The organism is Spongiibacter sp. IMCC21906, assembly GCF_001010805.1.
In the GTDB taxonomy this organism is placed as follows: domain Bacteria; phylum Pseudomonadota; class Gammaproteobacteria; order Pseudomonadales; family Spongiibacteraceae; genus Spongiibacter.
In genome coordinates, this window is record NZ_CP011477.1 from 653,864 (window position 1) to 667,242 (window position 13,379).

Annotated in this window: 12 protein-coding genes; 8 read left to right on the forward strand and 4 right to left on the reverse strand. The window is 52.9% G+C overall.

All coding sequences use genetic code 11. The annotated features are described in order from the left end of the window. Positions 1-153: 153 nt before the first annotated feature. Complete coding sequence (gene trxA, locus IMCC21906_RS02975) at positions 154-480, reverse strand: thioredoxin TrxA (protein ID WP_047010923.1); 327 nt, start codon at positions 478-480, stop codon at positions 154-156. A gap of 86 nt (positions 481-566) precedes the next feature. Here trxA and IMCC21906_RS02980 point away from each other — a divergent pair, with 86 nt between their 5' ends. Further along, positions 567-1,490 (forward strand): Ppx/GppA phosphatase family protein, encoded by a 924-nt coding sequence (locus IMCC21906_RS02980; protein WP_047010924.1) that lies wholly within the window; start codon positions 567-569, stop codon positions 1,488-1,490. Positions 1,491-1,753: 263 nt separating this feature from the next. Beyond that, positions 1,754-2,866 carry a lipid IV(A) 3-deoxy-D-manno-octulosonic acid transferase gene (waaA, locus tag IMCC21906_RS02985; protein ID WP_231580308.1) on the forward strand — a complete coding sequence of 371 codons (1,113 nt, stop codon included), beginning with the start codon at positions 1,754-1,756 and terminating at the stop codon, positions 2,864-2,866. Between the two features lie 3 nt (positions 2,867-2,869). Here waaA and IMCC21906_RS02990 read toward each other — a convergent pair whose 3' ends face one another. Continuing rightward, a complete protein-coding gene (locus tag IMCC21906_RS02990) occupies positions 2,870-4,324 on the reverse strand; it encodes a TolC family outer membrane protein (RefSeq protein ID WP_047010925.1) in 1,455 nt (484 codons plus the stop codon). A 143-nt stretch (positions 4,325-4,467) separates the two neighbouring features. Between IMCC21906_RS02990 and IMCC21906_RS02995 the strand changes: the two genes are divergently transcribed. The 5 genes from IMCC21906_RS02995 to IMCC21906_RS03015 all read left to right on the forward strand — a co-directional run bounded on the left by IMCC21906_RS02995 (position 4,468) and on the right by IMCC21906_RS03015 (position 9,094). Beyond that, entirely contained in the window at positions 4,468-4,911 is a 444-nt protein-coding gene (locus IMCC21906_RS02995) for a DUF1249 domain-containing protein (protein WP_047010926.1), read from the forward strand. Between the two features lie 75 nt (positions 4,912-4,986). After that, entirely contained in the window at positions 4,987-5,805 is an 819-nt protein-coding gene (cpdA, locus tag IMCC21906_RS03000) for a 3',5'-cyclic-AMP phosphodiesterase (protein ID WP_197085940.1), read from the forward strand. Beyond that, positions 5,802-6,392, forward strand: coding sequence for a YqiA/YcfP family alpha/beta fold hydrolase (locus IMCC21906_RS03005; protein WP_047010928.1), 591 nt, complete (start codon positions 5,802-5,804; stop codon positions 6,390-6,392). Before cpdA ends, IMCC21906_RS03005 begins: the two co-directional genes overlap by 4 nt. Positions 6,393-6,482: 90 nt before the next feature. After that, positions 6,483-8,372, forward strand: a complete 1,890-nt coding sequence (gene parE / locus IMCC21906_RS03010; protein ID WP_047010929.1) for a DNA topoisomerase IV subunit B — start codon at positions 6,483-6,485, stop codon at positions 8,370-8,372. A gap of 143 nt (positions 8,373-8,515) precedes the next feature. Then, on the forward strand, positions 8,516-9,094 hold the full coding sequence (locus tag IMCC21906_RS03015) for an alkylphosphonate utilization protein (RefSeq protein ID WP_047010930.1): 579 nt from the start codon (positions 8,516-8,518) through the stop codon (positions 9,092-9,094). 35 nt (positions 9,095-9,129) lie between these two features. On the opposite strand, the gene IMCC21906_RS03020 is transcribed toward IMCC21906_RS03015, so the two are convergent. Further along, positions 9,130-9,846 carry a YebC/PmpR family DNA-binding transcriptional regulator gene (locus IMCC21906_RS03020; protein WP_047010931.1) on the reverse strand — a complete coding sequence of 239 codons (717 nt, stop codon included), beginning with the start codon at positions 9,844-9,846 and terminating at the stop codon, positions 9,130-9,132. A gap of 311 nt (positions 9,847-10,157) precedes the next feature. On the opposite strand from IMCC21906_RS03020, the gene IMCC21906_RS03025 reads away from it, so the two are divergent. Beyond that, positions 10,158-11,597, forward strand: coding sequence for an aldehyde dehydrogenase (locus IMCC21906_RS03025; RefSeq protein ID WP_047010932.1), 1,440 nt, complete (start codon positions 10,158-10,160; stop codon positions 11,595-11,597). Between the two features lie 103 nt (positions 11,598-11,700). On the opposite strand, the gene IMCC21906_RS03030 is transcribed toward IMCC21906_RS03025, so the two are convergent. Continuing rightward, positions 11,701-13,296 carry an ABC-F family ATPase gene (locus tag IMCC21906_RS03030; protein WP_047010933.1) on the reverse strand — a complete coding sequence of 532 codons (1,596 nt, stop codon included), beginning with the start codon at positions 13,294-13,296 and terminating at the stop codon, positions 11,701-11,703. Positions 13,297-13,379: the final 83 nt, after the last annotated feature.

Here is a 13,379-nt window from a genome sequence, read left to right on the forward strand (position 1 = left end):
ACTCGACAAATTCGGTAGAAGCGAAAAAAATAAAAGGTTAATTATTTGAGTAGTCTTTGCAGGAACAGCCGCACTCTATCATCGAACGGAGGGGGCGTCCAGTGTTGTAAATACCCAGTCCAATAAGGGCTTGGACTGGGTAAGGTCGTTATTTTACAGCGCGCTGTTGACGAACTCGGTCAGTTGGGTCTTGGATAGAGCACCGACTTTGGTCGCTTCAGAGTTGCCGCCTTTGAAGATCATCAGCGTAGGGATGCCACGAACGCTGAACTTGGCAGGGGTTTCTGAATTGGCGTCGACATCAATTTTGCAGATCTTGATTTTGTCGCCTAGTTCACCCGCAAGCTCGTCGAGGACGGGGGCGATCATTTTACAGGGGCCGCACCACTCCGCCCAAAAATCAACCAGTACCGGCACCTCGGACTTCAGTACTTCTTCTTCGAAGCTGGCGTCGGTGACGTGAACGATGTTCTCGCTCATCTTTAATCTCCGCATTAAACATCAGAATGAAATGATGTGAGATCATATCACAGGTGTAAACACGATGTGAAAAGGCTGTGGTGGTAATGGCTCAGAATAATTTAGCGGTAATCGACATGGGCTCCAATAGCTTTCATCTGTTAATAGCCGCGCCGAAAGCCAGTGGTTGGGAGCCGCTCTGTCGAGATGAGCGCAAAGTACAGTTGGCGGCGAACCGGCAGGGGCGGCGCCTGTGTGATGAGGCTGTGGTTCGGGCACTAAGCTGCTTGCGCCTCTATCTGGCCCGTATTAAAGAACACGGGCCCTGCCAGTTGCGTATCGCCGCCACTGCGTCTCTTCGTGGGGTGGACAGTGCCGCTTTTTTACAGGCAGCTGAGGACCTGTGCGGCGTGCGACCGCAGATTTTAAGTGGTGAAGATGAGGCACGGTTTGTGTATCGCGGCGTGTGTGCCGAATTCACCGGCGAGAAAACGTATTTGGTGGTGGATGTGGGTGGCGGTAGCACGGAGTTAGCGTTGGGGCGCGGCAAGACCTTGCTGGCGCATCGAAGTTTTGATGTGGGCTGCCTGAGTTATTTGCGATTCTTTGTGGATAATGCCTTGAGCGCGTCGGCATTTTTGGCGGCGCAACAAGAAGCGATGGCACAGTTTGTTGAGTTTTTGCCGCATATCCCCCCAGAGCCGGTGACGGTGGTTGGCAGCTCAGGTTCACTGCTGGCGGTGGAGGCGGTACTGAAGGCGACTAGCAAAAGCAGGGCGGGCATTCATGTCGCGGACCTGACATGGTTGGCAGAGGATATTTCGCGTTTTGATGCCTTGGGCGAAGTGGCATATGGTGGCTTGAGTGAAGACCGGCGCGGCGTGTTTGCGTCGGGGTTGGCGATTGTTGTCGCGTTGTTTGGCAGTTTGCGTTTAACAGAAATGCAGCTTTCTTTGCTGGGCCTTCGGGAAGGGCTTTTGGCGGTGTGGTTAGACGAGTTGCAGGGCCTGGAACAGCTGGATGAATCTTGAGGTCAGGATGAAAAGCGCCGCTACAAACATCGCCGTTACACTGAGCTGGTATGGTTACCGGCCCCGCTCTAAAATGACCCTCCGTTCACCACAGAAAGTTTGCTAATGCCCCGGTTTTTATACAGCGCGCTGCTGTACCTACTTACGCCATTCATTCTTTTGCGCTTGTTTTTGCGGGGCCGAAAAGCCCCCGCCTATCGCCAGCGTATTGCTGAGCGTTTTGGTTTTTTTGCCGCACCGCTTAGCTCGCGGGGGGGCTTTGGGTGCATGCCGTATCAGTGGGCGAAACCATTGCGGCGGCGCCACTCATTGAGCATTTCCTCCGTGTGCACCCGCAGCTTCCGGTGATGGTGACCACCATGACGCCGACGGGCTCTGAACGCGTCACTGCATTGTTTGGCGACCGGGTTTGTCACGTATATGCGCCTTACGATTTACCCTGTGCGGTGAATCGGTTTTTGGCCAAGGTGCAGCCGAAAGTGGCGGTAATCATGGAGACCGAAGTCTGGCCAAATATGGTGTGTCAGACGGCGGCTCGGGGGGTTGATGTTATTTTGGCCAACGGCCGAATGTCTGCGCGCTCGGCGGCGGGTTACCTCAAATTAAAGGGCTTAAGCGCTTCTGCTTTTGCCGCGTTTGCGCATGTGGTGGCCCAGGGCGACGACGATGCTAAACGCTTTATCGCCTTGGGGGCGTCGGCAGAGAGGGTGTTGGTATCCGGCAGTATCAAGTTTGATGTGACGATTGCGCCATTGCTGCGGGAGCAAGCTGGTGTCTTCAAAGCGGCAATAGGCTCCCGGCCGGTTTGGATTGCCGCCAGCACCCATCCTGGTGAGGATGAAATTATTATTGCAGCCCATGACCGTTTATTGCGTATTTTGCCAACCGCGCTGCTTATTTTAGTGCCGAGGCACCCCGAACGATTTGACGCAGTGGCTACATTGCTTGCTGACGCAAAATTATCTTTTCAGCGTCGCAGTGGCAGCAGCGCTATTGAGGCTGGCAGCCAGGTTTTGTTGGGCGATACCATGGGCGAGTTAATGATGTTTTATGGTGGCGCAGCGGTGGCGTTTGTTGGTGGCAGTCTTGTTGATCGAGGTGGCCACAATATGTTGGAGCCTGCTGCCTGGGGGCTGCCGTTGGTAACCGGGACCAGTGATTATAACTTTGCTGAAATCAGTCAATTGCTCTGCGAGCGGGGCGGTTTGCGTAAAGTGACAACGGTTGAACAGCTGGCTGAGCAAGTGGGGAAGTGGCTTGGTGACAGTGACCTGAGTCAGCGTCAGGGCGCTGCTGCTCTAAATGTAGTGGAGCAAAATCGTGGCGCCCTCGACAAGCTTATTGCGATTGTCGAAGGCGCGTTGATGAGTGACTGAGTTTTAGCTGCTCACTCGGTCAGAGACGGTGGGGGCAGTGGGGGCGCTCAGCCACTTGTTGAGTTCGTTGATGTCAGCGGGGCTGAGGGTACCGGCGTTTTGCTTCAGCTTTAACACATCCAAAACGTAGTCGTAGCGGGCGTTGGTGTAGTCGCGAATGGCGGCATACAAATTACGCTGCGCCTCAAGCACATCGACGATATTCCGGGTTCCCACTTCATAGCCTGCTTCTGTTGCATCCAGCGCGCTGCGTGCTGAAATAATATTCTGTTTGCGGGCTTTTACCGTTTGCACATCTGTATTCACCGCGATGTGTTGGGCGCGGGTGCCTGCGATAACCTGACGCTGAACGCTAATGCTATTTTGCTGGGCAGCGTTGTACTGCTCATACGCTTGGCGTCGTGCGGCACTGATGCCGCCACCAGCGAAGAGCGGCACGGTCAGCGTTATGCGAGCGGCCTCGGTTTCTGTGTAACTGTCGGGCGGGGTGGCAAACGAGCTGGTGGGGTTAAAGGTGGTGCTGCCGTCAAGGTCTTGCTTGCTGTAAATCAGGCTGCCGGTGATTTTTGGCAGGTGCTCCATCTTTTTAGAGCGGGCATTTTGGTAGGCCGAATCCCGGCCGGAACCAGCTGCTTTTAACAGGTGGTTGTTGGTCAGGGCAAAGTCTACCCATTTGGCCCGGTCTGCAGGTTCGGGCATGGCGATGGGGAAGTTGTCCTCTAAAGACCAAAGATTGTGATGAGCTTGGCCGGTGACCGTGCTCAGGTTTTCTCTGGCGATTGCTAATGTGCCTTCAAATCCAAGGCGTTGGGCGACGATGGTGTCGTATACGGCTCTCGCTTCGTGGACATCGGTGATGGCGATCAGGCCGACATCAAACCGTTGTTGGGTTTGTTCCAGCTGGCGCTGGGCTGCTTTTTCTTCTGCTTTAGCGGCGTCGAGGTTCTCTCTGGCCCGCAGTACATTAAAGTAGGCGTCAGAGACCCGCACGATTAAGTCTTGTTGATCATAGGCGAGTTGAGCGGTGGCTTGTTCGCTGAGCGCCTTGCCTGCTTTAAAGCTAAACCAGGCGGGTAAATTAAAAATCGCCTGATTTAATGACACCGAGTAAGCCTCGGTTTCAGAGTCGGTATTACTGCTTTGGTCGATGATGGCCGCGGTTGTGCCGCCCATGCCGTCAGGGGCGATGGTCGTGCTTTTGCGATTACTGTCGGTTTCCGCGTCCTCGTAATAGGCTTCGCCGACCACTTGAGGCAATAAACTGGAACGGGCTATGTTTTCAGATTCTATGTTTGCGCGGTAGTTGGCTTCTGCGGCTTTTAATACGGGGTCGTTTTGCAGGGCCAGCTCGTATACGTCCAGCAGCGTATCTGCCTGGCTTGCAGGGCTGATGAATGCTTGGCTAAACAGTGTTGCGGCCATAATTGCGGCGTATAAAGGATGACGTTTTACAATCATTGAGGGTAACCTGTTCTGAATTCGGAGAGCTTGGCGCCCAAGTTGAGGTGTCAGTGATCAGTGTAACAAAGGAATACAGGACGATAATGATTATTACATTATCGTAAATTTACGTAGGCCACTAACTAAATTCTGGGAGCAGTGTGCGGATTCAAGGCTACCAAGTCAATCTTAGCGAGCATCTAGCCGATTGTGAGCTTAACTATTTGCGGCTTCAGAAGCTGGTGCCCCGTCATTGCCGGGCAGATAGCTGCCTGGAGTTTGGTCTAGTGGATTCCACTGTTTACTTTCGAGTTGTGGAATGTGCCCCTTATACCACTTCTTTGGAAGTCGAGTTGGCCAAGCCTTTGGTGCCAGATTGGTCACCACCAGTGCTCTCGGTGCAGGTTTATCACGATGCAGGTCTGGCTGAAGTCGTCGCAGTGGAGGGGATTCGTATCAAGAAGGCTAGATTGCCCTATCCCAACCCGAAAATGCTACAGCGGGATGAAAAGCGCCAGCTTAACCGCTATCTCGGTGAGATTCTTTGTCACTGTCTTGCGCAAGGTCATTCTTTGGACGATCCGTTAAAAATACTGGAAATATGACCGACTACGCGAAAATTGCCTGACCGTGGCTAGATTTGGGTAGTTCCTTACCGTATAAACGGAGTTATGTTAACGGTGAAAGGTTCCCGCTCAGTGTCAGCTGTTCCCCTTAAAAAATCGCTGCGTATCGCGCAGATTAGTGATTGCCATCTCGGCGAGCGAGAGGGCGATACGCTATTGGGCATGGATACTGATCATAGTGCTAACGCGGTAATTGAGCAGCTGCGGGCGGAGAATGAGCAACTGGATTTGTTAGTTGTATCAGGCGACGTCTCCAGCGATGGTCACATGGCGGCTTATTATCGCTTACAACCGCGGTTAGCGGGTTTGGCAAAGCATATTGTCTGGTTGCCGGGAAATCACGATGACGCCGTAGAAATGCGTCGCGCCCTGGGGGAGGATCTAATGCCCTCGGTGTTGCTGCTGGATACTTGGCAGTGTGTATTTTTGAATTCTGCTGTGCCAGGGCAAGTGGGCGGCCATTTGGCTGATTCTGAGTTGGCGGCGTTGCGCACTGCTTTGAAGACACCCAAACCCACGTTAGTGTTTATGCACCACCATCTGTTTGCGGTGGGTTGTGCGTGGCTGGATGAGCAAAAGATTGCAAACGGTGATGCACTTTGCGAATTATTACAGGGCCAGGCTCAGGTGAAAGCGGTGGTGTGCGGTCATGTGCATCAGCAAAGTGATCAAACAATTAATGGTCTACGTCAACTTTCCACGCCGTCTACGTGTATTCAGTTTGCGCCAAATAGCGCTGAGTTTGCCTTAGATACACTCAATCCTGGTTATCGCTGTTTTCGGCTCGATGCGGATGGCAGTGTCGAGACGCAGGTAAAACGCGTTGAGGGTTTGGCGTTTTTTGTAGATCGTTCGGCAAGCGGGTATCAATGAGCGCAACACTGATTTATTTCCACGGGTTTATCTCCTCTCCCCAGTCACATAAAGCCGTTATTACCGGGGAGTATTTACAAGAACATCATCCCAGTATCCACTACCGGGTCCCTGCTTTGGGGGATACGCCGGATGTGGCTGCGCAAACAGCCGAGGCCGTGGTTAAAGAGTGTCTTGAGCGCGCTGACGGTCCGGTGGCATTAATCGGCAGCTCAATGGGTGGTTTTTTAGCGACGGTATTGGCGCAGCGCTACGGGCTTCGAGCGGTGGCGATTAATCCGGTGGTGCACCCGCAACGATTGGTGACGCGCTTAATTGGCGATCACTCAAACCCCTATACCGGCAGTGAATTTAGTATTGGCCAGACGCATGTGCTGGCGTTGCATGATTTAGCTATCACCGAGTTACGTAGCCCGGATGACTATTGGGCGCTGCTCCAAGAAGGTGATGAAACCTTGGATTATCGTGATGCACTGGCGTTTTATCGCGGGGCACGGGTCACCTGCGAGCCGGGTGGTGACCACAGTTTTCAAGGCTTTGAGCGCTATTTGCCCGAGGTGGTGGAATTTCTGGGCCTGCTTGGTTAACAATACACACCTTTTTGAGCCGCAGGGCGCTTTGACTGCGTCGCCTCTTTTGTACGCAAATAGCGGCATAACACCGCAACACGGAAACACATGGCTGAATATAATTCCCAATCGATAGAAGTCCTCACCGGTCTTGAGCCCGTTCGCAAACGTCCGGGTATGTACACCGATACCACTCGCCCCAATCATCTCGCCCAAGAAGTCATTGATAACAGTGTCGACGAGGCATTGGCGGGCCACGCCAGTCAAATTGTTGTCACCTTGAAAGCCGATGGCTCTTTGGTGTGTGCGGATGATGGTCGGGGCATGCCTGTGGATATTCACCCTGAACAGGGCTTGCCGGGGGTTGAGGTGATTATGTGTACCCTCCATGCTGGCGGTAAATTTTCCAATGACAACTACCAGTTCTCCGGGGGCTTGCACGGGGTTGGGGTGTCGGTGGTCAATGCGCTTTCCAGTCGCTTGAATATCGAAATCAAACGCGATGGCAGTGTGTATCGAATGAGTTTTGCCGGCGGCGATAAGGCTTCTGAGTTGGAAGTAGTCGACAGCTGCGGCAAACGTAATACCGGCACCTCTATCCACTTCTGGCCGGACCCAAAATACTTTGATACCGCAAAGTTTTCAGTGCGTCGGCTCAAACATGTGCTCCGGGCCAAGGCGGTATTATGTCCAGGCTTTAAAGTTTTCTTTAAAGACGAGACTGGCGACGAGAGCGAGGAATGGTATTACGAAGATGGCTTGTCTGATTATTTAGCTAGCCACACCAAAGAATTTGAAACCCTGCCCGCCGTGCCCTTTATCGGCCAGTTTAGTGGCCGCAGTGAAGCGGTGGACTGGGCGGTGCAATGGATGCCAGAGGGCGGTGAATTACTCACGGAATCCTACGTTAACCTGATTCCTACCGCCCAAGGTGGTACTCATGTGAATGGCCTGCGCAGTGGCTTGTTAGATGCCATGCGGGAGTTTTGTGAGTTTCGCAATTTGCTGCCTCGGGGCATCAAGCTCAGCCCCGACGATATTTGGGATCGCTGTAGTTATGTGCTGTCATCCAAGCTGGCTGATCCGCAGTTTTCCGGTCAAACCAAAGAGCGTTTAAGCTCCCGAGAAGCCGCCGCCTTTGTGGCCGGTGTTGCTAAAGATGCCTTTAGCTTATGGCTGAATCAGCACACTGAAGAAGCCGAGCGGCTGGCTGAGCTGTGTATTGACAGCGCCCAAACCCGGTTGCGTAAATCGAAAAAAGTGGTGCGTAAAAAAGTTTCTGCGGGTCCGGCATTACCCGGTAAATTGGCCGACTGCTCGGGGGTAGATACCGAGCGTTCAGAGCTGTTTTTGGTTGAGGGTGACTCGGCAGGGGGCAGTGCCAAGCAGGCGAGGGATCGTCAGTACCAGGCGATACTGCCGTTGCGAGGTAAAATTCTGAATACCTGGGAAGTCGACTCTGCCGAAATTTTAGCCTCGCAAGAGGTGCACGATATTTCTGTGGCCTTGGGCATTGAGCCCGATAGCGATGACATTGCAGGCCTGCGCTATGGCAAGGTGTGTATTCTCGCCGACGCCGATTCGGACGGCCTGCACATTGCTACCTTGCTATGTGCGCTTTTCTTGCGGCACTTTCGCCCGCTTGTCGAACAGGGTCATGTTTTTATTGCCATGCCGCCGCTGTACCGCATCGATGTGGGCAAAGAGGTGTATTACGCCTTGGATAATGCCGAGAAAAGTGGCGTTTTAGACCGTATCGAGGCCGAGAAAAAACGCGGCAAAGTGTCAGTTACCCGCTTTAAGGGTTTGGGCGAAATGAACCCGCTCCAGCTCCGGGAAACCGTTATGGACCCCGACACGCGACGTCTGGTCCGACTGTCAATTGAAGATAACGACGACACCATGGGGCAGATGGATATGATGCTGGCGAAAAAACGCGCCAGTGATCGCAAAATCTGGCTGGAAAAATACGGTGATGAAGCCGAGTTGATGATGTGAGCCAGGGGCTTATCCCTTGCTTGTGTTTTAGGGTCTGTTGAAAGGTCCTGGATTTTCCTTCCCTTGAATATCGGGGCTCGGTGCTGGCCCCACCCTCTCTGTGATTCCGTTATAATGCCGCCGGAATTTTCACGGTGATCTTTATGAGTATTGAACAGTCTTTGGCCCAGCGCGCTGGACAGTGCTGCGAGTTATGCGGCAGCGGCGATGAGCTGGCAGCCTATTTTGTGGCGCCGGTTGAGCCGCGCGTTGATAAAGCGATTTTTGCCTGTGGGCTGTGTCGAAGCCAAATTGATACGGTCGACAACCGCGACCCTAATCATTGGCGCTGTTTAAACGGCAGCATGTGGAGCACCGAGCCCGCGGTGCAGGTTGTGGCGTGGCGAATGCTGAATCGCTTGAGTGCCGAAGGCTGGCCGCAAGAATTGCTTGAGCAGATGTATTTAGATGATGAAACCTTGGCGTGGGCTAGGGCCGAGGGTGACGGGGTTGCCGAGTCGGACCGGGTGATTCACAAAGACTGTCACGGCACGGTGCTTGAGGCGGGCGATACGGTAACGCTGATTAAAGATTTGGATGTAAAGGGCGCCAATTTTACCGCCAAGCGTGGTACAGCAGTGCGGGGCATTAGTCTGGTGGCTGATAATGCCGACCAGATTGAAGGTCGGGTGAGCGGTCAGCGTATTGTTATTTTGTGCGAGTTTGTTAAACGATCCGCGTAAGGGCCGGGGGCCTATGTTGCCCCCGGCACCCAGTGTTAAAGCTCTGCGTTGTGATAGACGTTTTGTACGTCATCCAGCTCGTCCAGCATATTGAGAAATTTCTCAAACATGGGCATATCTTCTTCGCTGATGGGGGTGGTGGTTTGGGGGATGAATTGAATCTCTTCCACCTCAAATTCCACCTCGCCAAACTGGTCTAATATTGCCTGTTTGGCTTTAAAAAAGTCGGTATGGGGCGCAAAGACTGAAATTTTGTCATCTTCAGCTTCAATATCCGTGACGTCGACGTCCGCTTCCATCAGTGCTTCCAAGACCGCTTCTTCGTCGGTACCGGCAAAGACCAAAATAGCAGAATGATCAAACATATGGCCGACGGTGCCGGGGGTGCCAATTTTGCATTTGGTTTTGGTAAAAGCCAGGCGCACATCACCAAAGGTGCGATTGGGGTTATCTGTCAGGCAGTCAACAATCACCATGCAATTGCCTGGGCCGTAGCCCTCGTAACGGGCGGGGGAGTAGTCTTCCCCCGCGCCGCCCTCGGCTTTGTCCAGTGCATTTTTGATAACGTGACTGGGGACCTGGTCTTTTTTTGCCCGATCCAGCAAGCCCCTCAGAGCTAGGTTGGCCGAGGGGTCAACACCACCCGATTTAGCCGTGACATAGATTTCCCGGCCGTATTTACTGTAGACCTTGGTTTTGGCATCAGCCGTTTTGGCCATGGAGTCTTTGCGATTTTGGTAGGCGCGGCCCATTGCGATATTCCACTGAAAATTTTTGAAGGGGGGCATTTTAAAGGCAGTACCGGGGAGTTGGAATCCCTTTCTGCGCAGATGCCTTGTTGATTGCTGAGTTTGAGGGGGCTAAACGGAGACTTGCCTAGCTTGGCGATGCTCGTAAAAGTATTTGATTAGCTGAAAACTTATAAGGTAGCATGCTATCTTATAAGATAGCTTACGAACAATTTTCCGTGGTTAGTCATTACTGGCACTCACCCAGTGTGGTGCTCCGACTCTGTCGCGGTCCAATATACCCCGTACAATAAAATGCTCAGGAGAAACACATAATGGCAGTTCATCAGGAAACTCTGTTCATCGGTGGTGAGTGGGTTAAACCCGCCTCGACAAACCGCATTGAGGCGATCAGTGCCTCGACAGAAGACGTCATCGGCAGTGTGCCTGAAGGCAGCCCGGCCGATATGGACCGGGCGATTGATGCCGCACGCAAAGCTGTAAAAGATTCTGCCTGGAGTCAAGCCACTCCCGCTGAGCGAAGCGCTGCCATGCATCGTTTCGCCGACGCCATTGAAAAACGCGCCCCCCAAATCGCTGAGGCGGTGAGTAGCCAAAACGGTATGCCGATTGTGATGTCGGAGCAGCTGGAGGCGGGTTATTGTGTCGCATTGCTGCGCTACTATGCCGAGTTAGCTGCAGGTCTTGAGCTGGAAGAAAGCCGTCCTTCACCGCTGGGTTCGACGACGCTGGTACGCCGCGAGCCTGTTGGGGTTGTTGGTGCCATCGTGCCTTGGAATTTCCCGGTTATTTTGTCAATGATGAAAATTGCGCCAGCGCTGGCTGCAGGATGCAGCATCGTGTTGAAGCCTTCACCAGAAACGGTTCTGGACAGCGTGCTGATTGCTGAGGCGGCTGAAGAGGCACAATTACCACCGGGTGTGATTAGTTGGGTCCCCGGCGGTCGTGAATTGGGCGCCTACCTTGTTTCTCATCCGGGTATCGACAAAGTGGCCTTTACTGGCTCTTCAGGGGCGGGTCGTATTATTGCCCAGGAGTGTGCCAAGTTACTGCGTCCGGTGAGCTTGGAGCTGGGTGGTAAGTCAGCGGCGATCTTGTTGGATGACATGGACTTGGATGCGTTTGTCCAGGCGGTACCGTCGGTGTCTATGCTGAACAGCGGTATGGCCTGCTTCTCTTGTACGCGTATTCTGGCACCCGCCAGCCGCTACAATGATGTGGTTGAAGCCATTGCCGCCGGTGTCTCGTCTTTCCCTGTGGGCAATCCCTTGGATCGCAACACCGTGGTTGGACCAATGGCGTCTTCTGCGCATCGTCAGCGTGTTGAGTCCTATATTGCCAAAGGTAAAGGCGAAGCGAAATTGGTGACAGGGGGTGGTCGTCCGGCTAGCCAGGAGAAGGGTTGGTTTGTTGAGCCGACCGTCTTTGCTGATTTGGATAACTCTGCGGTCATCGCCCAAGAAGAAATTTTTGGCCCTGTATTGTCGATTATCTCTTATAAGGATGAGGCCGATGCGGTTCGCATTGCCAATGACTCTGAGTATGGTCTGGGCGGCACCGTATGGTCAAAAGACAGCGAACATGCAGCGCAGGTTGCCCGTTTGATGGAGTCGGGCACCATTGGGGTGAACGGCTATATGCCAGATCTTAATGCGCCTTTCGGTGGTATTAAGTCCAGCGGCTTGGGTCGTGAAATGGGGCCAGAAGCGATTTCTGCGTATCAGCAATATAAGTCAATTTATATGATGGGCTGATAAGCGGGTTTTACGCGCTTTACAAAAAAGGCGCGGTGCATATGCACCGCGCCTTTTTTTATGTCAGGTTTTAGCGCCTGACAAACACGGTTTAACCCTAAGGCTATTGATTGGCTTGGTGTGCCAGAAGCTCTTCGTAGCTGCCTTGGAAATCGTGAACCTGCTGATCGCGAATCTCGACAATACGGGTGGCCAGAGAGGAAACAAATTCCCGGTCGTGACTGACAAAAATCAGTGTTCCCTCGAAATGTTCCAAAGCCATGTTCAGCGATTCGATAGATTCCATATCCAGATGGTTAGTGGGCTCATCCATGATGAGTACATTGCAATCCATCATCATTAATTTGCCAAATAAGAGGCGGTTTTTTTCTCCTCCTGAACAGACCTTGGCTTTTTTGTTGAAGTCGTCGGCAGAGAAGAGCAGGCGTCCCAAAGTGGCCCGCACAATTTGATCGTCGTGATTGGGTTTGCGCCACTGGCCCATCCAGTCAAACAAATTTAAATCATTGTCAAAGTCGCTGCTGGCGTCTTGGGGGCAGTAGCCAACGCTGGCGTTTTCGGCCCATTTCACGACACCATTATTGGCTTCAAGCTGGCCGATCAGGCAGCGTAGAAATGTGGTTTTACCCGCACCGTTTTCACCAATGACTGCCAGTCGGGTGCCAGCATCCAGGATTAAATTGCCGCCGCTGAACAGCGTTTCTTCGTTTTCAAAACCGTGGCTGAGCTTCTCTAAGGTCAGTGCTTGGCGGTGGAGTTTTTTATCCTGTTTAAAACGGATGTAGGGCGATTGTCGGCTGGAGGCTTTAACCTCGTCCAGCTGAATTTTGTCGATTTGCTTGGCCCGGGACGTTGCTTGCTTGGCCTTGGAGGCGTTGGCGGAGAAGCGGCTGACAAATTGTTGTAGATCAGCAATTTGGGCAGATTTTTTAGCGTTTTGAGATTGTAAGCGCTCTCTGGCGGCGGTGGCAGCGGTCATGAAATCGTCGTAATTACCGGGATAGACCCGCAGTTCGCCATAGTCGATATCGGCCATATGCGTACAAACAGAGTTCAAAAAATGGCGATCGTGGGAGATGATGACCATGGTACTCTTGCGCTGATTGAGTACATCTTCCAACCAGCGAATGGTATTGATATCAAGGTTGTTGGTAGGCTCGTCCAGCAACAACAGATCTGGATCGGAAAATAGCGCCTGGGCCAGCAGCACCCGTAATTTCCAGCCGGGAGCAACCTCGCTCATGGGGCCAAAATGCAGGGCTTCTTCGATACCTGCACCCAGCAAAATTTCGCCGGCGCGGCTCTCGGCGCTGTAACCGTCCATTTCGGCAAAAGCCACTTCCAGTTCGGCGACCTGCATGCCGTCGTCTTCGCTCATTTCCGGCAGGGAATAAATCCGGTCCCGCTCTTTTTTCACTTCCCAGAGTTCGCTGTGACCCATAATGACGGTATCGATTACCGAGTATTGCTCAAAGGCAAATTGGTCTTGATGTAGCTTGCCAAGACGTACATTGGGTTCGGTGGAGACGTTGCCAGCGCTGGGGGCGAGGCTGCCATCCAGTATTTTCATCAGCGTGGATTTGCCACAGCCATTGGCGCCGATCAGGCCGTAGCGGTTGCCACCACCAAATTTGACGGAGATGTTTTCAAAAAGCGGTTTGGCACCAAATTGCATGGTGATGTTGGCAGCAGAAATCACAGTGTTGTCCTGAGGAAGTGAGCGTTAGATAGATGTGCGCGGGGCGCGCACTATAGAGGTTTTGGGGAGTAAAATCGAGGAAG